Here is a 22,018-nt window from a genome sequence, read left to right as displayed (position 1 = left end):
AATATGAACATATTGTAAACTTTTTATTTTATAAAGTTTAATTTATAATGGTTAAAGCTCAATTTTCTGAAAAATTAAATATGAATTTAACAAATTGAATTAATTTAATTGCGGAGGTGTTCATGGTTGCTGACATTAGAAAATGTCTCGAAGAACTATAAAGGCGGGAAAAAAGCCGTCAACAGCATTAACTTGAAGATCGAAAAGGGCGAATTTATTTGTTTTATCGGACCGAGCGGCTGCGGAAAAACGACAACGATGAAAATGATCAACAGACTGATTGAGCCGTCATCTGGCACCATTTATATTGACGGTGAAAACATTATGGAGCAGGACCCGGTAGAACTGAGAAGAAAAATCGGATATGTCATTCAGCAGATCGGGCTGTTTCCCCATATGACGATTCAGCAAAACATTGCGCTTGTGCCGAAGCTTTTGAAATGGCCGGAAGAAAAACGAAAAGAACGGGCGCGTGAGCTTTTAAAATTGGTCGATATGGGACCGGAATATTTAGACCGTTATCCACACGAACTAAGCGGAGGACAGCAGCAGAGAATAGGTGTGTTACGGGCACTTGCAGCAGAACCGCCGCTTATCTTAATGGATGAACCGTTCGGGGCGCTTGACCCGATTACGAGGGATTCCCTTCAGGAAGAATTTAAAAAACTGCAAAAAACCTTACATAAAACCATCGTATTTGTTACCCATGACATGGATGAAGCGATTAAACTGGCAGACCGGATCGTCATTTTGAAAGCAGGAGAAATCGTACAGGTCGGAACGCCAGATGAGATTTTGAGAAATCCTGCAGACGAATTTGTAGAGGAGTTTATCGGCAAGGAGCGGCTGATTCAGTCGTCAAGCCCTGATATGGAGCGTGTTGACCAGATCATGAACAAGCAGCCTGTTACCATTACGGCAGATAAAACCCTCTCAGAAGCCATTCAAGTGATGCGGGAGCACCGTGTTGATTCCTTGCTTGTCGTTGACAGCCGAAACGTCCTGCAAGGCTTTGTGGACGTGGAGATGATTGATCAGCATCGTCGAAAGGCAAAGCTTGTGGCGGAAGTGCTGAATCCTGATATTTACACTGTGTTAAGCAGCACCTTATTGCGTGATACGGTTCATAAGATCTTGAAACGGGGCGTGAAATATGTGCCGGTAGTTGACGAAGATCATCACCTGGTCGGCATTGTGACCAGAGCGAGTCTCGTGGACATCGTCTATGAGTCGATATGGGGAGAAGAAAATCAGCTCGCGGTTATGTCATGAGGAGGTGGTAAAACATGAATCAGATCGTTCAATTTTTACAAACCAATGGCGGAGAAATGCTTTATAAAACATGGGAGCATTTATATATTTCTATCATCGCCGTCATATTAGGCATACTTGTCGCTGTGCCGCTTGGTATTGCCTTAACGAGAATGAAAAAAGGCGCCGGTTTGGTCATCGGCATTGTCAATATCATTCAGACCTTGCCGAGTTTGGCGATTCTCGCTTTTTTTATCCCGCTGTTAGGAGTGGGAAAGGTTCCGGCTATCGTGGCTCTATTTTTCTATTCCGTTTTGCCGATTCTCAGAAACACGTATACAGGCATTCTCGGTGTGAACAAAAATCTGCTTGAGTCAGGAAAGGGAATCGGCATGACCGCAGGCGAACAAATCCGCCTTGTTGAGCTTCCGCTCGCTGTGCCCGTCATTATGGCGGGTGTCCGAACATCAACGATTTATTTAATCGGCTGGGCGACACTCGCGTCCTTTATCGGGGGCGGCGGACTGGGTGATTATATTTTTATCGGCCTGAATTTGTATCAGCCTGAATATATCATCGGCGGAGCGGTGCCGGTCACAATTTTGGCGATTCTCATAGATTATTTGCTTGCGGTGACGGAACGAAAAGTCACACCTGATGGATTGCAAGGATTGAAGAATGTTTCATAAGGAGGTGGCTGTTGTGAAAAAGAAACACATCAAGAGGCTCGGGGGGCTTGCGTGTTTGTTTGTATTGCTGTTGAGCGGATGCTCGCTTCCGGGACTCAGCGCGGCGTCCGATCAGACGATTAAAATCGGCGCGCAAAGCATGAGCGAGTCGGAAATCATCGCCAGCATGCTTGGACAGCTGATCGAACATAACACAGATCTGAAAACAACAACGATAAAAAATCTCGGCTCCAATGCGGTTCAGCAGCAGGCGCTGATGAGCGGAGAAATCAATATTGCTGCGACCCGTTACACTGGGGACGCTTTGACAGGCACACTCAGAATGGATGCTGAAAAGGACCCTGAGAAAGCATTAAAGCTTACACAGCGGGAATTTAAAAAAAGGTACGATCTCAAATGGTATGATTCGTATGGCTTTGATAATACATACGCTTTTACCGTCTCAAAGGAGCTTGCAGACCGATATCATCTTGAAACGGTTTCAGATGTGAAAAAACAGGCGGCTGAGCTAAAGCTTGGCGTCGACAACTATTGGATGAAGCGTAAAGGAGACGGGTATGAGGACTTCACGAAAACCTACGGCATGAAGTTCGGCGGAACATTCCCGATGCAAATCGGCCTCGTGTACGATGCGGTGAAAAACGGCAAAATGGACATCGTTTTAGCGTACTCAACCGATGGGAGAATTAAATCCTACGGCCTGAAAATCTTAAAGGATGACAAGCGCTTCTTTCCTCCGTATGACTGCTCTCCAGTCGTTCCCGAAAAAGTTTTGAAAGAGCATCCTGAGCTTGAAGGCATCATTCAAAAGATGCTCGGTCAAATTGATACGGAGGCAATGCAGGAGCTGAACTACGAAGTGGACGGAAAGCTGAAAGAGCCGTCAGTCGTGGCAAAAGAATACTTGCAAAAACACAATTACTTTGAATAAAGAAAGGGGATGCATCAAGTGAATGTGCTAGAACAGCTGATGGCGTACTATTCACAAAATGGAGGCTACGTCATGTATGAATTTTACCGGCACTTTCTGATGTCGGCGTACGGCGTGTTGTTTGCGGCGATCATTGGCATTCCAGTCGGAATTTTCATCGCACGGTATCGGCGCGTTTCAGGCTGGGTGTTTGCCGTAACGAATGTGATCCAGACGGTTCCCGCGCTCGCCATGCTCGCCGTCTTGATGCTTGTCATGGGGCTTGGCGCCAATACGGTGATCTTGTCTTTATTCCTATATTCGCTTTTGCCGATTATCCGAAACACGTACACAGGCATTGTCAGCATTGAGCACGCGTACCTGGAATCAGGAAAAGCGATGGGCATGACGAAATTTCAGGTGCTCCGCATGGTGGAGCTTCCTCTGGCGCTTTCGGTCATCATGGCGGGCCTCCGCACGGCGCTTGTCATTGCCATCGGCATTACGGCGATCGGAACATTCGTCGGCGCGGGCGGTCTCGGCGATATGATCGTCAGGGGCTCAAACGCGACAAACGGAACCGCGATTATTCTGGCAGGCGCGATACCGACAGCCGTGATGGCGGTGGCTGCCGATCTGTTAATGGCATGGCTGGAACGCGCGCTCAGCCCTGTGAAAAAGAAAAAAAGGGTGCAGCCGAAAGGTGCGCAGCCGGCTGCATAAAAAAATGCCCCTCACGACATGAGGGGGCATTTTTGATGTTTATTAAATTGTAAACCGATTCATCCGTTCATTCAGCTCCTCGGCCAGTTTTTCCAGCTCTTCCGCATTCGATAAGATGTGGTCCATCGAATGGCTGGATTGCTCTGTAACCGAGAATGTTTCTTCAATGCCGGCTGCTGATTCTTCGGACACGGAAGCGATATTTTCAATTGACTGATTGATCGTAATGGATTGGTCAGTTAAGTGCTTCAATCCGTCTGTTACTTCTTTTATACTGCCGGCCACAAGTGTGATGGATTGCTTGATATTATGCATGGCCTGGCCGGTTTCAGATAAATGCTGAGTTCCTTTTTCTACTTCGGTATAACTGCTCTCCAAGTATTGGATCGCACCGTGGATATCCTTCTGGGTTCCGTTGACAATCCGGGTGATGTCCTGAACCGAGCCGGAAACGCCGTCTGCCAGCTTCCTCACTTCCTCGGCCACCACGGCGAAGCCCTTGCCGCTTTCTCCTGCGCGGGCGGCTTCAATCGCGGCGTTTAACGATAATAAGTTCGTCTGCTCCGCGATGCCGTTGATCACTTGAACAAGCTTGTTTATATCTTGGGAGTGCTGTTCAAGTGCCCTTACTTTATGAACAGCTTCTTGGACAATGTGATGAATGGACTGCATTTGTTTTAATGATGTATCCATATTTTCATTTCCGCTGACCGCCAGTTCAAGAACATTTTGCGAGGTGCTGCTGATGGTCATTCCGTGATGATAAGCCTGATCAATGCTATCTGTGAATTCATTCATCGACTCGGCGATGGTAACGGCGTCCTGAGCCTGCTGCTCGGAGCCCTCCGCCATTTCATTCATCGTTTCTGTAATATGCTGGCTGCCTGATCTTGATTCATTTGTTGCCGCGGTTAAGACTTGTGAAGATGTGAGAACACGAGTTGAGATGTCTTTGGAGTATCCGACAATATCTCTTAGATTTCCCACCATTTTTTGAAGGGCTTCATTCAAATCCCCGATTTCATCTTTGGAGGTTAAGCCCTCAATATCATTCGAAAGATCTCCTCCGGCAATTTCATTTGCCGCCTGCCTCATGTGAATGATTGGTTTTGCGATTTTTCGATTAATATAGACCCAAAACAGGACGCTGATCACAATGGCGGCCGCCAGAAGCAATGCCGTTAATATCAGCCCTTTATGGTAAATGTCGTCGGTTTCCTTCACTGCAGAATTGCTGCCCTCTTTATTCAAATTGACCAGCTGGCTGATTGATTTTTTCATATCCTCAAAGTTGGCTTCAGTTTGAACCAGTAATCCTCTTGCTTTGTCTATATCATTTGTCCGACCGCTCTCAATGATTTGCGAGTGGATGTCAGAATAGGTTTTGACCTCGTTTGTCAGCTTTTCATAGATTTCTCGTTCTTTGGAGCTTGAGATGGTTTTTTCATACAGCTCAAGCTTATCATTGACCTCATTAAGCGTTGTTCCCATTTTCTTTTCAAGGGAGTCCATTTTCTCTTTATCCTTATAGATCAGAAAATCCTTCTCTTGGGCTGAAAGGTGTTCGGTCAGGTAGTTAATCGTCGTAATCTCTTTGATTCCATCTATCCATTTTGTATTGATTTCATCTGTTTTTTTGATGATATGCTGCATGTTTAGGCCTCCCAAACCGCCAACAAGCAGCATAATGACCATCAGGGATATAAAAACAAGACTGAATTTGCGAGAAATCGTTAACCGCATCTAGGTGATCTCCTTTAAAAGTAATTTGATTAATGTATATATCGGCTGACGCTCGCATTTTTCACAGGACATTATCAATAAAAGATGAAAAAAGAAAAACGGCATATCCTCTGAAGGCAGAAGATTGCCGTTTTTCGCAAATGTTATAAGGAGGGGTCAATCCATTCAGAAGACCATTTAGAAATTTCACTAAGAATGGGAGCTAACGCGTTTCCCTTTTCTGTTAAAGAATATTCTATACGAACAGGAGTTACCGGAATGACATCCCGTTTGACCACTCCTTCAAGCTCAAGTTCTTTCAGCCTTTCTGATAGAACTCTGCCGCTTAGATTTGGCAGTGCTGCTTCAATTTCACTAAACCGCTGCTGTCCATTTAATAGTTGAAAGACGATTAAGGCGACCCAGCGTTTACTCAAGATGTCGACGGCTTTCTCAAATCTAGGGCACATTTCTGATTGGTTCATACTTTTCACCTCGTCTAAAGCTATTATAACGCAAATAACGAGGGAACGTACGTATGGCGCTTGTTAAAATGAAGGGAATAAGCGGGAAAAACTGAATGATTAAGAAGAAGAGATGCGGTTTTTTGCTTCAGCGGCTAAAAAATCAAAGTATTTACTCAGGTTTTCAAGATCTTGTCTGGAGAAATACTGCCATTTTTTACAGTCGAAAAGGGAAAGGTGCTCAGCTCTATTGGCAACAGCCGTCTGGTATATGGAATAGATGGATTGATAGCCTTCAGGCGCTTCGCGGATTTCATCCGGAAAGGGAGTGATATGCCCTGCGGCCGCCATCAGGTTTTCGTATGGCATCTTTAGCGTATCCGCCAGTTTTCTGATTGTCGCAGGCTTAGGAATTCCCCGTTTGCCGTTTTCGATTCTCGAAATCGTCGCCGAGCTGACGCCGGAGTAAATAGCCAGCTGGTTGACTGTTAAATGGCGTGCCTTACGAAGCGCTCTTAATTGCTCTCCGAACGCGGTCACTATTCTCACCTCGCTTTTTCTGTGTGGGATGGTTTGCGTTTACTCGTTATCAATGCGTTTTTTCGCTTCATCTGATAAAAAGGCGAAATAATTATCCAGCATCACCAAGTCCTCTTTAGATAAATAATTCCATTTCTCCTTTTTGAGAAGTGACAGGTCTTCTAATTGATAGCTCTGCGCTTTTTCAATCAGCTTGCAGCTTGTGCTGTACGTTTCCCGGGCTTCGCGGATTTCCTCGATATACCCCGCTTTTTTCATGAGATCCTCATAAGGGATCTTTAAGGCTTCGGCCAGCTTTTTAATGGTGGCGGGTTTCGGCACACCGCGTTTGCCATTTTCAATTCTGGATATACCTGCGGCACTGACACCGGAATAGATGGCCAATTGATTGACTGTTAACTTTCTCTCTTCGCGCAGCGTTCTTAATTGTTCTCCAAATTCCATTTCGTTCACCCCGTCCCTCACTGTTACTCATATTTTAGTATGTTTGTTGACTAAAGGGAATAGCTGGACTGGAAATGTATTGACAAAAGTTAACAAAAGCCGTATGTTAAATATATAGAAAAAAGTTACTGAAGAACGGTAGGTGAGGAAAGTGGTAGAAAAGATACAGATTAGAAGAGATTATGTGCTGCAATATATGGTCAATAAAGACCTTTCGCTAAACCAGCTTGCTCTGGAGATCGGAATTTCCCCCGCCACACTAAGCCGCGTACTGAATGGAGAAAGACGGCCGGGACAGCTGGTCATCGGAAAAATGCTGTATTATTTTGATATGCGGTTTGAAGACCTTTTTTACTATGATTTTGTTGACAAAAGTCAACGATAGATGAATACAGGAATGCCGGCTGTTATTTTTTTATGATGGGGATCGTGCGTGCGTTTTTTCCGGCTGAGGGCAGGAAGCATACGTATGAATACAGCGTGACATGCCCAAGCTTTTCATGTAAAATAGAACATAATGTAGGCCAGTCAGTCTGGAGGTGTATGGAATGCACGCAGTTTTGATTACCTTGTTGGTTATCGTCAGTATTGCACTTATTATTGTCGTATTGCTTCAATCCAGTAAAAGCGCCGGTTTGTCAGGTGCTATTTCAGGCGGAGCGGAGCAGCTGTTCGGAAAACAAAAAGCAAGAGGGCTTGATTTAATACTACACCGCATAACCGTTGTGCTGTCAGCCTTGTTTTTCGTTTTAACGATTTCGCTAGCTTATATATTATAGGGCAATTCTTGTATAAGGTCTGATGTGAAGTCAGGCCTTTTTTCTCGTTTCGGGCAATTCGTTCCGGGCGTTTGTTTCTTATGATATTGTGGAAAACTAAAATGATCGTGCAGAAGAAAAGGAGTTATGAGCATGAAAGTTGTGACACCAAAACCATTTACATTTAAAGGCGGAGACAAAGCGGTGCTTTTGCTGCATGGCTTTACAGGGAATACGGCGGATGTCAGAATGCTTGGCCGTTTTCTCAATGAAAGGGGCTATACATGCCACGCCCCTCAATATGACGGACACGGCGTTCCTCCCGAAGAACTGGTCCATACAGGTCCTGAAAACTGGTGGAAGAATGTCATGGACGGATATGAATATTTGAAATCGGAAGGATATGAAAGCATTGCCGCTTGCGGGCTGTCGCTTGGAGGGGTTTTTTCGCTGAAATTGGGTTACACTGTACCCATAAAGGGAATTGTTCCTATGTGCGCGCCAATGCATATTAAGAGTGAGGAAGTCATGTATCAAGGAGTCCTTTCGTACGCGCGCAATTATAAAAAATTTGAAGGAAAAAAACCGGACCAAATTGAGCTGGAAATGAAAGAATTCGAAAAAACGCCAATGAATACGCTGCAAGCGCTGCAAGAACTGATTGCCGATGTGCGTAAAAATGTCGATATGATTTATTCTCCTACCTTTGTTGTTCAGGCACGGCATGACCATATGATTAATACTGAAAGTGCCAATATCATTTACAACGAGGTTGAAACAGACGATAAGCAGCTGAAATGGTACGAAAATTCCGGCCATGTGATTACTCTGGATAAAGAACGGGATATCGTGCATCAAGACGTGTATGAATTTTTAGAAAAGCTGAATTGGTAACAAACAGGAGGTTGGATAATGGAAAAAGAAGCATTTATGGATAAACTTCTCTCCTTCATGAAGGAAGAGGCATATAAGCCGCTTACCGTTCAAGAATTGGAAGAGATGATGAATATTACGGATGCCGATGAGTATAAAGAGCTGGTAAAAGCTTTGGTCGCGCTTGAGGAAAAAGGGCTTGTCGTAAGGACAAGAAGCGACCGCTACGGTCTTCCGGAAAAAATGAATTTAATAAAAGGAAAGCTTTCAGCGCATGCGAAAGGGTTCGGCTTTTTGCTGCCGGAGGATACGTCTTTAAGTGATGTGTTTATACCGCCGACTGAACTGAACACAGCGATGAACGGCGATATTGTCATGGTCCGTCTCAATTCGCAATCAAGCGGTTCAAGGCAAGAAGGAACCGTCATCCGTATTTTGGAGCGGAGCATTCAGCGGGTCGTCGGAACCTACACAGAAACAAAGAGCTTCGGCTTTGTCATTCCGGACGATAAAAAAATCACAAGTGACATTTTTATTCCCAAGCATGCCAATCATGGAGCGGTGGAAGGACATAAAGTGGTTGTCACACTGACGAGCTATCCTGAAGGGCGGATGAGCGCTGAAGGAGAAGTCACAGAAATCCTCGGCCACAAAAATGATCCGGGCATTGATATTCTGTCTATTATCCATAAGCACGGCCTGCCGGGCGAATTCCCAGGAGAAGCGATGGAGCAGGCAAACAATACGCCTGATACAATTGATGAAAAGGATCTGAAGGACCGCCGCGACCTGCGCGATCAAATCATTGTCACCATTGACGGCGCGGATGCGAAGGATTTAGATGACGCCGTGACAGTGACTAAGCTTGAGAACGGTAACTATAAGCTTGGTGTCCACATTGCCGACGTAAGCCATTATGTGACGGAGAACTCTCCGATAGATAAAGAGGCGCTGGAAAGAGGAACGAGCGTTTATTTAGTCGACCGGGTGATTCCGATGATTCCGCACAGATTGTCAAACGGCATCTGCTCATTAAATCCGAAGGTGGACCGCCTGACACTATCATGTGAAATGACAATCAACAAGCAGGGACAAGTCGTCGAGCACGAGATCTTCCAGAGTGTCATCAAAACGACAGAGAGAATGACATATTCAGATGTGAAGAAGATCCTTGTTGATGACGATGAAGAGCTGAAAACAAAGTATGAGCAGCTTGTTCCTATGTTTAAAGACATGGAGAAACTCGCCGAAATTCTTCGCGGCAAGCGAATGGAGCGCGGAGCTGTAGATTTTGATTTTAAAGAAGCCAAGGTGCTGGTTGATGAAGACGGAGCCGCAAAAGACGTCGTGATCAGAGAGCGGTCGGTTGCTGAAAAACTGATCGAAGAATTTATGCTGGTTGCGAATGAAACGGTCGCCGAGCATTTTCATTGGATGAACGTTCCGTTTATTTACCGGATCCACGAAGAGCCGAATGCTGAAAAACTGCAAAAGTTTTTGGAATTTGTCACTACATTCGGTTATGTTGTGAAAGGAACGGCGGGCAATATTCATCCGCGGGCGCTGCAAAGCATTCTTGACGCAGTTCGTGACAGACCTGAAGAAACCGTTGTATCAACTGTTATGCTTCGTTCGATGAAGCAGGCGAAATATGATCCGGAAAGCCTTGGGCACTTCGGGCTGTCTACGGAATTCTACACTCATTTCACCTCGCCGATCCGCCGCTATCCGGATTTGATCGTGCATAGATTGATCAGAACGTATTTGATCAATGGAAAAGTCGATGAAGCAACGAGAGAAAAATGGGCTGAGCGCCTGCCGGAAATCGCCGACCATACGTCGACAATGGAACGCAGAGCTGTGGATGCAGAACGTGAAACAGATGATCTGAAAAAAGCGGAATTTATGCTTGATAAGATCGGTGAAGAATTTGACGGGATGATCAGCTCCGTAACCAATTTCGGAATGTTCGTCGAGCTTCCGAATACAATTGAAGGGCTCATTCATGTCAGCTTTATGACGGACGATTACTATCGTTTTGATGAACAGCATTTTGCCATGATCGGCGAACGGACGGGTAATGTCTACCGCATCGGCGACGAGATTACAGTAAAGGTTGTCGATGTCAATAAAGAAGAGCGGAATATCGACTTTGAAATTGTTGGTATGAAGGGAACGCCGCGCCGCCTGAAAGATACGGATAACCGGAAAAAACGCGGAAAGCCGGCCAGAAAGCGCGTATTAAACACCAATACACCTGTATCTCCGCCCGCATCGGAGGAAAAAGGGGAATGGTTTACAAAGCCAAAGCCGAAAAAGAAAAAGAAAAAACGAGGCTTGCAAAACGCGCCTAAGCAAAAACGCAAAAAGAAGAAATAAAACGAAGAAGCAAATAGGGCCGGCGGCTCTGTTTGCTTTCTTTCGCAAACTGCATTTTCATTGTCGATAAGCGTCTCATTTGTTAGAATAGAGCGTATCGCACAATGGACAGTTTTTCCTTTAGAGAGAGGGGGTTCTAGGGGCATGCCAAAAGGATCTGGAAAGGTATTATCTCAGAACAAAAAAGCAAATCACGATTATTTTATAGAAGAAACATATGAAACCGGCATTGTTCTGCAAGGAACGGAAATTAAATCCATCCGCGCCGGCCGTGTCAACTTAAAGGATTCCTTCGCAAAAATCGAAGGGGGCGAAGTGTTTCTTCATAATATGCACATCAGCCCATACGAACAGGGAAACCGTTATAACCACGATCCTCTGCGGACAAGAAAGTTATTAATGCACCGAAAGGAAATTAATAAACTGATCGGTCTGACGAAGGAAAAGGGATATTCGCTTGTCCCGCTGAAGCTGTACTTGAAAAACGGCTTTGCCAAAGTGCTGCTTGGCCTTGGAAAAGGGAAGAAAAATTATGATAAGCGTGAAGACCTGAAGCGTAAGGACGCTAAGAGAGAAATTGAAAGAGCGTTCAGAGACAGCCAAAAAGGCTTCTAAAGCGCAAAGCTTGATCCGAAAATCGGCCTTGTGTTATACTAATTTCACATCATGATAGCAAGTTCTTTTTGGAATAATTGCCAATTGAATTAGGCTGAGATCATGATATAATATGAATGTAGCCAGTGAGCAAAAGCTTGATATTTTTCCCGTATTCCCTTACAAGGGGACGTTACGGATTCGACAGGGATGGATCGAGCTTGAGTCGCGAGCCGAGAGGCGATCTCGTTAACACGCACCTAAATATAACTGGCAAAACTAAAAGTTTTAACCAAAACTTAGCACTAGCTGCCTAATAAGCGCAGCGAGCTCTTCCTGACATTGCCTATGTGTCTGTGAAGAGCACATCCAAGTAGGCTACGCTTGCGTTCCTGTCTGAGAACGTAAGAAGAGACTGACAGACTAGCTCTCGGAAGGCCCGCCCGCAGGCACGAAGATGAGTGAAATCCTAATATGCAGGCTACGCTCGTAGACGCTTAAGTAATCGATGTTTCTGGACGTGGGTTCGACTCCCACCGTCTCCATACATAAGACCTAGACCGCAGTGTTATCAAAGCTTTCAAAGCTTTCGACGGCACTGCGGTAACTTTTTTGTAATAAAATTCTTCAATTTCCTTCTGTGCTGATGGGGAAAGGTGGCTGTATGTATTTAATGTTTCATCCACTTTTCTGTGTCCCAGTTTTTGAGATGAAGCGTGAATAAAAATCATCCAAATCCCCAATAATCATGATTAAACTGGCGCACAATTTTTTGGCGTTTTTTTTATGCCTATATGATGTTTTCAAAATCTCCATCACCCCACGTTATGCGAGTAATTCGCATTTTCTCGCGCCTTTGTAAATTCCTCAAACTTTCAAAAAACCCATAGCATGATGTTCTTGGTCTTGTGAAATCTCAGCGGAAAATTAAATACAGCTGGTAACGTGGTGTGAACTTTTTAATGAAATCATTTGCATACTTATCTAGAATTTTATTTTGATATATCATGACTTTTTTATGAGTGATGGATTCAAGCTTAGATCACCAAACTTGGATGAGATGATTAAAGAGGGTGTTCTGGATAATAATAAACAGCCGACTTTTTTCGAAGTGCTCTATATCAAGTGAAATCACTGTTAACTGCTTCTTTAAAAGTTATATCAGAGAAATTTCTCTTCTTAAATAAAAATTTAAATTTTGCCTCAAATGGGCACATTGTGGGTGTAAAGAACATAGTGTGACAGGATTATCGTACCATGCCGGAGACACAAGAGGAGTTGTGAAAGATGGAGGGAATCTCAGTAAGAGTACTATTCTATATATAGCTCAAGCCACAAGAAGAAAGCGCTGATTTTCAACTCTTCTTGCGGCGTTAAACATTTAAAGGTTATTGTACTGTGACATATACCTTACCAAGAACAGACCTATCTTGCTTTAATAAAGTAATTGTAGCCTTACCCTTACTTACACCTTTCACTACTCCGCCCTGTGTTACAGACGCCACACCGCTGGAATCAGATGAATAGTAATATGCTACTGGGTTAGAAATGTCTTGTGTCTCTCCGACCTTTAATGTTATCGAATAGTCTTGAACCTTGATTGGGCTAGAGACAACAATAGGTTTAGCTTTCGGGACCGGAGATGAGTTCATTTCTTTTGCAGATGCTGCTCCGCTAACCGACAAAGCTAATGCGGAAATAGAAAGTGCCGAAATTACAGTTTTTTTGAAATTCATGTTAAAACACTCCTTAAAAATTTTTTGGTGTTGCATAGTATATATTAGACATTTGTAATTATTTTCCTTGTAAATATTTGTTAATATTCTGTGAACAAATTAAAAAGTGCTAATTGGCAGGCTTGAGCTTCATGAAAAACGATACTATTCTATCTATGGTACTTATGGGGCTGCTGGTGTTCACTATGATGCAGCGCGGTTATTTCACAACCTCAATAAATAAGTCCAAGATGGAGAAGTCTTCGGACACTAACCACTGCACAGTGGTTAGTGTCCGTTTTTTGAAGCAGAAGAAAAAAGCCCGCTGAGAAGCAATAGGAATGCTCTAAACACTTTTGGAGAGAGCTCATGGGAAGTTGACAGGAAGTACGGAGGATTTAAACGGAAAATTAAACATTTTCATTCATCAATTGAAGAATCCGATAATCGCTGTTTGGATGTTAAAGATGACTGTAATTGTTTCTGGTGTAGAGCTTAACGATTTCGCTGGAGTTATGCTTTCTTGAAAAAGCTGATAATAAAATACTTCAGGCACCAAAAGGTACCTATATCACTTTAAAGTGCGTACTTTTCATTGCTGTGCGGTTCTCTCATAATATTGATAAACCTCAAATATTTTTCAATGTTTCACTCTTCTTGTTTTTGTAAATAAATAAAACGAGTGAAACATGAAAGTGAGACTAAAAACGGAGGGATTGTCAATGGATCTTCATGTAAAGGGAAAAACAGCTCTGGTTACAGGTTCCACCTCTGGAATCGGAAAAGCCATTGCCGCTTCATTAATTGCAGAAGGGGCAGTTGTCATTGTAAATGGACGCCGTGAGGAAAAAGTGAATGAAACGATAAATGATATAAAAGAACAATATCCCGCTGCCGTCCTTTACCCGGCAGCATTCGATTTGGGGACCGAAAAAGGATGTCGTGATATTTTTGAGAAGTTTCCGCACGTTGATATTCTTGTGAATAACCTGGGCATTTTTGAACCGAAAGAATACTTTGATATTACAGATGAAGAGTGGTTTCAATTTTTCGAAGTAAACATGATGAGCGGGGTCCGCCTCACAAGGCAATATCTCAAACAAATGATTGAGCAAAAGGAAGGCAGAGTCATTTTTATTGCCAGCGAAGCAGCGGTGATGCCTTCTCAGGAAATGCCTCATTATAGCGCAACAAAAACTATGCAGCTTTCGCTTTCCCGCAGTTTGGCAGAACTGACAGAAGGAACAAATGTCACTGTTAATACCGTTATGCCGGGGTCTACGTTAACAGAAGGTGTGGAAACTATGCTGCAATCGCTTTATCCGAATGAGAAGCTGACTATTGAAGAAGCGGAAAAACGCTTTATGAAAGAAAACCGGCCGACTTCTATCATTCAAAGACTGATCCGCCCGGAAGAAATCGCACACTTTGTCACCTATTTAAGCAGTCCGCTTTCCTCGGCGATAAATGGATCGGCCCTGCGGATAGATGGCGGCTTAGTCCGGAGTGTTTTTTAAACAGAAGATAAACATCCTTTCTCTTTTAACCGGTTTGACCAGCTTATATCTTTATCGGAGAAAGATTGCTGCTTGACGGCAGTTGGCGCTCTTTTTTAGTGGTGCTCACTGAAGCGGGTGAAGAGCTAAAGCAGACTCTCACTGATAAAATGGAGATTCTATTCGCAGGTTTGCTTGAGAATACGTCTGATGAGGATCTGGCAGTGTTTCTGGGCATACTAGATCGCATAAACGGGAACATAGCCAATAATACGACGAGTTAAGAAAAGGATTTTGTAAATGAATAAGTACTCAGAAAAGGATAATGAAACAAAACAAAGAGTCGCCCCTGCACAGCCGGTGCCAAACGGAATAAAGGATGTCTTCCGTATAAATGCGAATCCTCTGCCTTGGAAACGGGCGGTTGGGTCGGGCATTGCTTCAGGTTTTCCAATTTTCATCGGCGCTTTGCTCGGCCATGTTGATTATGGTCTTGCGGCAAGCATTGGCGGTTTTGCTTATTTATACACCGGGGGGGAACCGTATACAAAGCGTGCGGTGAAATTGCTGCTCGTCGCGATCGGTCTTGCGATTTCCTTTGGATTGGGGACGCTGTTAGCAGGCACGTTTTGGAGTATGGCAATAGTGCTGGGACTGATTGGCGCGGCGGCAGTTTTTACCTTCGGCGCATTTGGGATACAGGGGCCGGCTCCGATGTTTTTTGTGCTTGCGTTTTTGGTGAGTTCCGGCTTGCCTGTCGATCCTTCAGAAGCGCCGTTAAGAGCGGGCCTCGCGTTTTCAGGGGGGCTTTTTGCGTGGATAATAGCAATGCTCGGCTGGCTGTTTGACAGACATGGACCGGAGACCGCGGTATTGCAAAAAACATATCGGCAGCTTGCAGCCTGCCTTTCAGCAGTGGGCACGCCGAATTTTCACTCCGCGCAGCACCAGACGGTTCTGATGCTGAGAACAGCCCGCCTGACCGTGTTGGGAAGAGGAAACAAACGCAAATCTTCCCGGCATACGGAACGCTTGATTCGCCTGCTCCAAAAAGCGGAGGACATGTTTATGGCGATTATTCACTTTTCCGCTGAGGCGCCGAAAGCCGATACTGAAGAAATGGTTACCGTCATTCGCAATGTGGCAGATCTACTGGGATATTCTAAGGTGGCTGCGGAAATCAAGCTGCAGCCATCAAAACATGAAACAGAAGCACATGAAAAGCTCTATGGAGAAATCAATGCGGTATTGCTTGCCGCCTCAGATCAGCTTGATGATCCGTTAAGCGCAGAGCCAAGCCGTGTGCAATCGGCGGGTTTCTTTCTCCGCAACGCTTTTGACTGGCACTCACCTGTATTGATCCGAGCGTTAAAGTACGGAATCGTGCTTGCGGCGGCAGCGCTGTTTGCCAATGCGCTCGGTTTTCACCGCTCCTATTGGATTCCGCTTTCCTCAGCGGCGGTTATGCTTGGCACGACAGTCGTATTTACGATGCATAGGGCGATTCAGCGCTCAATAGGTACGGTGCTTGGCATCATGTTAGCCAGCGGGATTTTGTTTTTGAAACCGGAGGGCATGTATATCGCTTTATGTGTGACCGTACTGCAATTTCTTTTGGAGATGTTCATTGTCCGCAACTACGTGTTGGCGGTGCCTTTTTTGACGGCAAACGCCTTGATCATTACTGAGAGCATGCATGCGGATATCGCTGTCTCATATTTTATAACGGCTCGGCTGACGGATGTCGTTTTAGGAAGTGTAATTGGATTTTTAGGAGCCATGCTTTTGTGGAGGCGTTTTTCTTCAAATCGGCTGCAGGAATTGTTAAGTGATGTCATTCAGCAAGAGGGCCGGTATTTGCAAAAGCTCCTTTCTTTTGAAGAGGCAGGACAGGAAGCGGATGGCCATAAACTGAGAGTGAGTTTGGTGAAGCTGAGGGATTTGTTTGATACATCTCTCGGAGAATATCCGAAAACGAATATAGATAATCTGTGGCCGGCGGTTGCGGGAGCGCAGCATTTAGGGTATTTCTTAATCTCGGCGTCAAACCATCGCCGGCACAAACCTGTTTCAAAAGAAGAACTGAATCGCCTGAAAGAGCTGTTTGACAGTATGGCGCAAGCTGCTCTGAAAAGAGAGAAGCCGATAGATACAGAGGTGCCGCGCGTCGAGAGCTATCCGCGAATCAGTGAGGAATTATCGGCAATGTATCATGGGTTAAGAACCGCTTATGAGCATTAAGCTCAATGCGGTTCAAATAAATATACTAATTTCGAGGTATTATTCTTGCAAAAGCCTTTCGGTGTAACTATAATAATTACAAGATAAAGAAGTATAAAAATACATACATATTTCATACTAATCTTGTGTGTAATTTGAAAATGAAAGGGCTGTTAAAACATGACAAAAGTACTTTATATCACCGCTCATCCGCATGATGAAGCAACATCATACAGCATGGCAACAGGTAAAGCATTTATCGATTCTTATAAAGAAGCGAATCCGAATGATGAGGTTGTACATATTGACCTGTACAAAGAAAACATTCCTCATATTGATGCTGACGTATTCAGCGGATGGGGCAAGCTTCAATCAGGTTCAGGCTTTGAAGAGCTTCCGGAGAACGAAAAAGCGAAAGTCGGACGTCTTGCGGAGCTTAGCGATCAATTTGCCGCAGCTGATAAATACGTGTTTGTAACACCGTTATGGAACTTCTCATTCCCTCCGGTTATGAAAGCGTACCTTGATTCAGTCGCAGTAGCAGGCAAATCATTTAGATACACAGAACAAGGTCCGGTCGGTTTATTAACTGATAAAAAAGCGCTCCACATTCAAGCACGCGGAGGCTATTATTCAGAAGGCCCTGCGGCTGACATGGAAATGGGCCATCGCTACATCGGCATCATGATGAACTTCTTCGGCGTTCCTTCTTTTGACGGCTTGATTGTCGAAGGTCATAATGCTGAGCCTGATAAAGCGCAGCAAATCAAAGAAGATGCAATCGCCCGCGCGAAAGAAGCAGGTAAAACATTCTAATATACAGAAAATCCTCCTCACGCCATGTGAGGAGGATTTATTTTATTGTTCAATTGTAATGGTGCGCTTCTCTTCACTGCTCTTTACCGCCGCATCAATGATACGAATCACGTTAATGCCTTCTTCTGCTGTAACCGGAAGCGCATTGCCTTCCCGTATGCTATCCGCTATTTTTTCATAGTAGTTCAGATAAGAGCCATTAACTGATGGAATCGTTTCTGTTTTCCGGTCATCTCCGTGAACGGTTGTTAATTCTCCGTAAAACGCCGGGTCATCCGCTCCCCAGTTGTCATCAACCGGTTTTTCGCCTGCTCTGAGCGCGTCCTCCTGCCCGTCAATACCGTATTTAATAAAGCTTGAGCGCTGGCCGTGGATTTGATAGCGCGGACCGTTTGCCGCAGCGATCGAACCTGCATGAAGGATAACTTGAAGCTTGCCGTAATGCAATGTCATATGAAAATAATCAACTGTTTCGGCGTTTTCCCTTTGTGCCGTTACGTTTGCAGTCACAGCCTGCGGCATGCCGAATAAGTGGAGTGCCTGGTCGATAATATGAGAGCCAAGGTCATATAGGGTGCCCGTGCCGGCTCCTTGTTTTTCCCGCCATCTTTCTTGAACTTTGGGTTTATAACGATCATACGAAACCTGATATGTATTAATGTCTTCAAGCTTACCCTCGTGAATCAGCTTTTGAATCGTCAGAAAGTCATTATCCCAGCGTCTGTTGTGATAGACGCTCAGCAATACGCCTTGTTCCTCTGCGATCTGTTTCAGATCTTCTCCTTCTTCCGCTGTTGCCGTCATTGGTTTCTCAATCACAACATGCTTTCCTGCGCGAAGACATGCCTTTGCGTGTTCGTAGTGAAGCCCGCTCGGAGTAGTGACGATGACAAGCTCAATGGCAGGATCACCCGTAATGTCTCCAATATCATGGACCACCTCAGCTTCCGGCAAATCCCGTTTCACTTCTTCTGTCCGCGATGTCATGACTTTACTGATATGAAACTGATCGAGAACAGTAAGAAGCGGTGCGTGAAACACTGAGCCTGAAAGCCCGTACCCCAAGATTCCAACCTGAACTGTATTCACATTTGTTCCTCCCCTATAAAGCGTTTGAATAATGATATATACCCTTTTTGCCATTTGGTAAAACCTAGCACCGGAATTTTTTTCAATTTCACAAATTTAGACATAGGGTTCAACAGTAAGTATAATGGGAACTAATCAAAAAAATCAGAGGTGTACGCATGGAAAAACATACTGACCATAAAACATTAAATCATAAAAGTTCAAACGATAAAGAACAAATCACAAACCGCTTAAAACGGATTGAAGGGCAAGTAAGAGGCATTCAAAACATGATCGAAAACGATCGTTACTGTGTGGACATTCTGGTTCAAATTTCAGCCGTTCAGGCGGCAATGCAAAAAGTCGCCCTTCATTTGCTTGAAGATCATACGCATCATTGCGTGTCAGATGCAATCAAAAGCGGTGACGGAGAGCAAGCCATTACTGAGCTTCTTGATGTGTTTAAAAAATTCGCGAAAGCTTAATGAGCGTGCCTATTGATATACCCTACAGGGGTATGGTAGACTGAAATCAGAATAAGAAAACAGGGAGGAATATAATCATGGAACAAACAACAATAAAGGTAGAAGGAATGTCCTGTCAGCACTGCGTCAAAGCAGTTGAAAGCAGTGTGGGGGAGCTGAACGGCGTAAGCGCGGTTCATGTCAACCTTGAAGCGGGGGAAGTCGATGTGTCCTTTCATGCCGATCAAGTTTCATTGAAAGAGATCACCGATGCCATTGAAGACCAAGGCTATGACGTAGCCGGCTGATCCGCCTATCGCGCTTTTTATTCTGGCGCGATTTTCTTTCATTTTCATATACCCCCTGGGTGTATCTGAGGAGTGAGTATGTTGAGTGAACAAAAAGAGATTGCGCTCCAAGTATCAGGCATGACCTGTGCGGCGTGTGCTTCAAGAATTGAAAAAGGGCTGAAACGGATGGATGGAGTTGCGGACGCTCATGTCAATCTGGCACTCGAAACATCAAACGTCACGTATAACCCTTCTGAAACAGGCGCGGCCGCCATTAAAGAAAAAATTGAAAAGCTTGGCTACGGAGTAGTGACGGAAAAAGCAGAGTTTCAAATAGCCGGCATGACATGCGCTGCATGTGCGAACCGAATTGAAAAACGGCTGAACAAAACAGAAGGAGTCAGCAGCGCCCCGGTGAACTTTGCTTTAGAAACAGTGGCTGTAGAATACAATCCCAAAGAGGTTACCATCAATGATTTGAAAGAAACCGTCGCAAAGCTCGGTTATCAGCTTGAGCAAAGAGGGGAAGCAGACGGCGAAGCCGAAAGTCCGCAAAAAAAGGAACAGCGGAAGCAGACGGTAAGGCTCATCTTTTCAGCGATCCTATCGTTTCCTTTACTATGGGCGATGGTAAGCCATTTTTCTTTCACATCATTCATTTGGGTGCCGGATATCTTCATGAATCCATGGATGCAGTTTGCCCTTGCGACTCCTGTGCAGTTCGTCATCGGCTGGCCGTTTTATACGGGAGCGTACAAAGCGCTTAGAAACAAAAGCGCCAATATGGATGTATTAGTTGCGCTTGGCACCACAGCCGCTTATGTATACAGCCTTTATCTTACCATTCAAAGCTTGGGCGCTCACGGCCATACCGACGGTCTCTATTATGAAACAAGCGCCATATTGCTGACGCTTATTTTATTAGGCAAACGGTTTGAAGCGAAAGCGAAGGGCCGATCATCCAATGCAATCAAGAAACTCATGAAGCTTCAAGCAAAGACAGCGACTGTTGTCAGAGAGGGGCAGGAGCAAATCATCCCGATTGAAGACGTCATGACGGGCGACTTGGTCTATGTGAAGCCCGGCGAAAGAATTCCTGTTGACGGAGAGGTAACCGAAGGCCGCTCAGCAGTAGACGAATCAATGATTACAGGCGAGAGTATTCCTGTCGATAAGTCTCCGGGAGACAGTGTGACAGGTGCGACGATGAATGCTAACGGTTTTTTGAAAATCAAGGCTGTCAATGTAGGTAAAGACACCGCTCTCTCGCAAATTATCAGGGTAGTCGAAGAGGCGCAAGGTTCAAAAGCGCCGATTCAGCGACTCGCAGACCAGATTTCCGGTATCTTTGTGCCGATTGTGTTAGGCATTGCGGTTATCACGTTTCTTATATGGTATTTCTGGGCGGCTCCAGGCGATGTTGGTGAAGCGATCAGCAAGCTCATCGCTGTTCTTGTGATCGCCTGTCCTTGCGCTCTTGGCTTAGCCACCCCGACAAGTATTATGGCAGGCTCAGGACGTTCAGCCGAATTTGGCATCCTTTTTAAAGGTGGAGAGCACCTTGAAAAAACACATCGCCTCGATACGATTGTCCTTGATAAAACAGGGACGGTCACAAACGGGAAGCCGGTGCTGACGGACGCTGTTGCAGCTGACGGGTTCGAAGAAACAGAGCTGCTGCGGCTGGCGGCGGCCGCCGAAACAGGCTCAGAGCATCCGCTTGGCGAAGCGATTGCTGCCGGGGTGAAAGAAAAAGGAATCGACATTCCGAAGCTGACCCGTTTTGAAGCGAAAATCGGTGCTGGCGTCTCGGCTGAAGCGGCAGGCAAAACGATTCTTGTCGGTTCAAGGCGATTGATGGAAAGTGAAGGGGTTCAGCATGAGGCTCTTCTTTCTCAAATGTCAGCTCTTGAAGGTGAAGGGAAGACCGTCATGCTCGTATCCGTTGACGGGGAACCGGCCGGGCTGATTGCAGTAGCCGATACCATTAAAGAGACGTCGCGGGAAGCTGTGAAACGCTTGATGTCTATGGGACTTGAGGTCATTATGATGACGGGAGACAATCGCAAAACGGCGGAAGCCATTGCGAAAGAAGCGGGCATCACCCGTGTGATTGCCGATGTGCGCCCAGAACAAAAGGCGGAAGAAATCTTCAGATTACAGCAAACGGGAAGTCGGGTGGCGATGGTCGGAGACGGGATAAACGACGCGCCCGCCCTTGCAACGGCTGATATCGGCATGGCAATCGGAACCGGAACAGATATCGCGATGGAAACAGCGGACATTACATTGATCCGCGGTGATCTAAACAGCATTGCAGATGCCATTAGAATGAGCCGTCTGACGATGAAAAACATTAAACAAAATTTATTTTGGGCGCTCGGTTATAATACACTCGGCATTCCGATCGCAGCCTTCGGTTTCTTAGCACCGTGGGTAGCGGGAGCGGCAATGGCGTTTAGCTCAGTGTCAGTTGTTTTAAATGCCTTACGTTTGCAGAGGGCAAAATGATTGTTACCAAAAACCGTTTTCTCAGCAGTTGAGAAAACGGTTTTTTTGTAAAAAAATTGGACAGTTATTCGTTGACAATTTTTCCGAAACC

The 22,018-nt window shown here is 45.1% G+C and carries 21 protein-coding genes and 1 other RNA gene; 16 read left to right on the top strand and 6 right to left on the bottom strand.

From position 1 onward, the window contains the following. Positions 1-126 precede the first annotated feature (126 nt). Genes AAHT65_RS02755 through AAHT65_RS02740 form a run of 4 tightly spaced genes read left to right on the top strand, consistent with a single transcriptional unit; the run spans position 127 to position 3,573 of the window. Positions 127-1,272, top strand: coding sequence for a betaine/proline/choline family ABC transporter ATP-binding protein (locus AAHT65_RS02755; protein ID WP_010789952.1), 1,146 nt, complete (start codon positions 127-129; stop codon positions 1,270-1,272). A 14-nt stretch (positions 1,273-1,286) separates the two neighbouring features. Continuing rightward, positions 1,287-1,940 carry an ABC transporter permease gene (locus tag AAHT65_RS02750; RefSeq protein ID WP_343310943.1) on the top strand — a complete coding sequence of 218 codons (654 nt, stop codon included), beginning with the start codon at positions 1,287-1,289 and terminating at the stop codon, positions 1,938-1,940. Between the two features lie 13 nt (positions 1,941-1,953). Next, the gene (gene opuBC, locus AAHT65_RS02745) at positions 1,954-2,871 is read left to right on the top strand and encodes a choline ABC transporter substrate-binding lipoprotein OpuBC (protein WP_343310942.1); all 918 of its coding nucleotides are present in this window, start codon (positions 1,954-1,956) and stop codon (positions 2,869-2,871) included. Between the two features lie 18 nt (positions 2,872-2,889). Continuing rightward, positions 2,890-3,573, top strand: a complete 684-nt coding sequence (locus AAHT65_RS02740) for an ABC transporter permease (RefSeq protein ID WP_311186908.1) — start codon at positions 2,890-2,892, stop codon at positions 3,571-3,573. 42 nt (positions 3,574-3,615) lie between these two features. Here the strand turns inward: AAHT65_RS02740 and AAHT65_RS02735 are convergent, their stop codons facing one another. The 4 genes from AAHT65_RS02735 to AAHT65_RS02720 form a co-directional block, all read right to left on the bottom strand. Beyond that, a complete protein-coding gene (locus tag AAHT65_RS02735; protein ID WP_063637999.1) occupies positions 3,616-5,316 on the bottom strand; it encodes a methyl-accepting chemotaxis protein in 1,701 nt (566 codons plus the stop codon). Between the two features lie 143 nt (positions 5,317-5,459). Beyond that, positions 5,460-5,780, bottom strand: coding sequence for a winged helix-turn-helix transcriptional regulator (locus AAHT65_RS02730; protein ID WP_003326903.1), 321 nt, complete (start codon positions 5,778-5,780; stop codon positions 5,460-5,462). 99 nt (positions 5,781-5,879) lie between these two features. Next, positions 5,880-6,299 (bottom strand): helix-turn-helix domain-containing protein, encoded by a 420-nt coding sequence (locus AAHT65_RS02725; protein ID WP_088117979.1) that lies wholly within the window; start codon positions 6,297-6,299, stop codon positions 5,880-5,882. Positions 6,300-6,338: 39 nt separating this feature from the next. Then, on the bottom strand, positions 6,339-6,743 hold the full coding sequence (locus tag AAHT65_RS02720; protein WP_010789946.1) for a helix-turn-helix domain-containing protein: 405 nt from the start codon (positions 6,741-6,743) through the stop codon (positions 6,339-6,341). 196 nt (positions 6,744-6,939) lie between these two features. On the opposite strand from AAHT65_RS02720, the gene AAHT65_RS02715 reads away from it, so the two are divergent. The 6 genes from AAHT65_RS02715 (at position 6,940) to ssrA (ending at position 11,895) form a co-directional block, all read left to right on the top strand. Further along, positions 6,940-7,128: a helix-turn-helix transcriptional regulator gene (locus AAHT65_RS02715; RefSeq protein WP_087941799.1), complete on the top strand. Its 189-nt coding sequence runs from the start codon at positions 6,940-6,942 to the stop codon at positions 7,126-7,128. Positions 7,129-7,291: 163 nt separating this feature from the next. Continuing rightward, positions 7,292-7,522: a preprotein translocase subunit SecG gene (secG, locus tag AAHT65_RS02710; RefSeq protein WP_003326907.1), complete on the top strand. Its 231-nt coding sequence runs from the start codon at positions 7,292-7,294 to the stop codon at positions 7,520-7,522. A 132-nt stretch (positions 7,523-7,654) separates the two neighbouring features. After that, entirely contained in the window at positions 7,655-8,395 is a 741-nt protein-coding gene (locus tag AAHT65_RS02705) for an alpha/beta hydrolase (RefSeq protein ID WP_061669255.1), read from the top strand. An 18-nt stretch (positions 8,396-8,413) separates the two neighbouring features. Beyond that, complete coding sequence (gene rnr, locus AAHT65_RS02700; protein ID WP_343310941.1) at positions 8,414-10,753, top strand: ribonuclease R; 2,340 nt, start codon at positions 8,414-8,416, stop codon at positions 10,751-10,753. A gap of 144 nt (positions 10,754-10,897) precedes the next feature. Further along, a complete protein-coding gene (gene smpB, locus AAHT65_RS02695) occupies positions 10,898-11,368 on the top strand; it encodes an SsrA-binding protein (protein WP_003326910.1) in 471 nt (156 codons plus the stop codon). 165 nt (positions 11,369-11,533) lie between these two features. Beyond that, positions 11,534-11,895: a transfer-messenger RNA gene (gene ssrA / locus AAHT65_RS02690) on the top strand. An 840-nt stretch (positions 11,896-12,735) separates the two neighbouring features. Here ssrA and AAHT65_RS02685 read toward each other — a convergent pair. After that, a complete protein-coding gene (locus AAHT65_RS02685; protein WP_035175287.1) occupies positions 12,736-13,083 on the bottom strand; it encodes an Ig-like domain-containing protein in 348 nt (115 codons plus the stop codon). Between the two features lie 701 nt (positions 13,084-13,784). Between AAHT65_RS02685 and AAHT65_RS02680 the strand changes: the two genes are divergently transcribed. The 3 genes from AAHT65_RS02680 to azoRB all read left to right on the top strand — a co-directional run bounded on the left by AAHT65_RS02680 (position 13,785) and on the right by azoRB (position 17,594). Further along, a complete protein-coding gene (locus AAHT65_RS02680; RefSeq protein ID WP_343310940.1) occupies positions 13,785-14,579 on the top strand; it encodes an SDR family oxidoreductase in 795 nt (264 codons plus the stop codon). A gap of 279 nt (positions 14,580-14,858) precedes the next feature. After that, positions 14,859-16,799: an FUSC family protein gene (locus AAHT65_RS02675; protein ID WP_343310939.1), complete on the top strand. Its 1,941-nt coding sequence runs from the start codon at positions 14,859-14,861 to the stop codon at positions 16,797-16,799. 159 nt (positions 16,800-16,958) lie between these two features. Beyond that, positions 16,959-17,594, top strand: a complete 636-nt coding sequence (gene azoRB / locus AAHT65_RS02670; RefSeq protein WP_010789936.1) for an FMN-dependent NADH-azoreductase AzoRB — start codon at positions 16,959-16,961, stop codon at positions 17,592-17,594. A gap of 42 nt (positions 17,595-17,636) precedes the next feature. On the opposite strand, the gene AAHT65_RS02665 is transcribed toward azoRB, so the two are convergent. Beyond that, positions 17,637-18,737 (bottom strand): oxidoreductase, encoded by a 1,101-nt coding sequence (locus AAHT65_RS02665; RefSeq protein WP_425524841.1) that lies wholly within the window; start codon positions 18,735-18,737, stop codon positions 17,637-17,639. A gap of 104 nt (positions 18,738-18,841) precedes the next feature. Here AAHT65_RS02665 and csoR point away from each other — a divergent pair, with 104 nt between their 5' ends. From csoR to copA, 3 genes are all read left to right on the top strand, one after another. Further along, a complete protein-coding gene (gene csoR, locus AAHT65_RS02660) occupies positions 18,842-19,147 on the top strand; it encodes a copper-sensing transcriptional repressor CsoR (protein WP_003326920.1) in 306 nt (101 codons plus the stop codon). A gap of 77 nt (positions 19,148-19,224) precedes the next feature. After that, the gene (copZ, locus tag AAHT65_RS02655) at positions 19,225-19,434 is read left to right on the top strand and encodes a copper chaperone CopZ (RefSeq protein ID WP_010789932.1); all 210 of its coding nucleotides are present in this window, start codon (positions 19,225-19,227) and stop codon (positions 19,432-19,434) included. Between the two features lie 81 nt (positions 19,435-19,515). Continuing rightward, complete coding sequence (copA, locus tag AAHT65_RS02650; RefSeq protein ID WP_343311497.1) at positions 19,516-21,927, top strand: copper-exporting P-type ATPase CopA; 2,412 nt, start codon at positions 19,516-19,518, stop codon at positions 21,925-21,927. The last annotated feature ends 91 nt before the right edge of the window (positions 21,928-22,018 follow it).

The organism is Bacillus atrophaeus (assembly GCF_039519175.1).
GTDB classification, from domain to species: domain Bacteria; phylum Bacillota; class Bacilli; order Bacillales; family Bacillaceae; genus Bacillus; species Bacillus atrophaeus.
This window is presented reverse-complemented; position numbering and strand designations above follow the sequence as displayed.

Bases quoted from the DNA above. Each gene is read 5' to 3' on its own strand.
- smpB (WP_003326910.1), top strand. From the start codon at position 10,898: ATGCCAAAAGGATCTGGAAAGGTATTATCTCAGAACAAAAAAGCAAAT.
- AAHT65_RS02665 (WP_425524841.1), bottom strand. From the start codon at position 18,737: ATGGCAAAAAGGGTATATATCATTATTCAAACGCTTTATAGGGGAGGA.
- azoRB (WP_010789936.1), top strand. From the start codon at position 16,959: ATGACAAAAGTACTTTATATCACCGCTCATCCGCATGATGAAGCAACA.
- AAHT65_RS02680 (WP_343310940.1), top strand. From the start codon at position 13,785: ATGGATCTTCATGTAAAGGGAAAAACAGCTCTGGTTACAGGTTCCACC.
- AAHT65_RS02750 (WP_343310943.1), top strand. From the start codon at position 1,287: ATGAATCAGATCGTTCAATTTTTACAAACCAATGGCGGAGAAATGCTT.
- AAHT65_RS02685 (WP_035175287.1), bottom strand. From the start codon at position 13,083: ATGAATTTCAAAAAAACTGTAATTTCGGCACTTTCTATTTCCGCATTA.
- AAHT65_RS02675 (WP_343310939.1), top strand. From the start codon at position 14,859: ATGAATAAGTACTCAGAAAAGGATAATGAAACAAAACAAAGAGTCGCC.
- AAHT65_RS02730 (WP_003326903.1), bottom strand. From the start codon at position 5,780: ATGAACCAATCAGAAATGTGCCCTAGATTTGAGAAAGCCGTCGACATC.
- secG (WP_003326907.1), top strand. From the start codon at position 7,292: ATGCACGCAGTTTTGATTACCTTGTTGGTTATCGTCAGTATTGCACTT.
- AAHT65_RS02735 (WP_063637999.1), bottom strand. From the start codon at position 5,316: ATGCGGTTAACGATTTCTCGCAAATTCAGTCTTGTTTTTATATCCCTG.
- AAHT65_RS02715 (WP_087941799.1), top strand. From the start codon at position 6,940: ATGGTCAATAAAGACCTTTCGCTAAACCAGCTTGCTCTGGAGATCGGA.
- AAHT65_RS02720 (WP_010789946.1), bottom strand. From the start codon at position 6,743: ATGGAATTTGGAGAACAATTAAGAACGCTGCGCGAAGAGAGAAAGTTA.
- rnr (WP_343310941.1), top strand. From the start codon at position 8,414: ATGGAAAAAGAAGCATTTATGGATAAACTTCTCTCCTTCATGAAGGAA.
- AAHT65_RS02705 (WP_061669255.1), top strand. From the start codon at position 7,655: ATGAAAGTTGTGACACCAAAACCATTTACATTTAAAGGCGGAGACAAA.
- csoR (WP_003326920.1), top strand. From the start codon at position 18,842: ATGGAAAAACATACTGACCATAAAACATTAAATCATAAAAGTTCAAAC.
- copZ (WP_010789932.1), top strand. From the start codon at position 19,225: ATGGAACAAACAACAATAAAGGTAGAAGGAATGTCCTGTCAGCACTGC.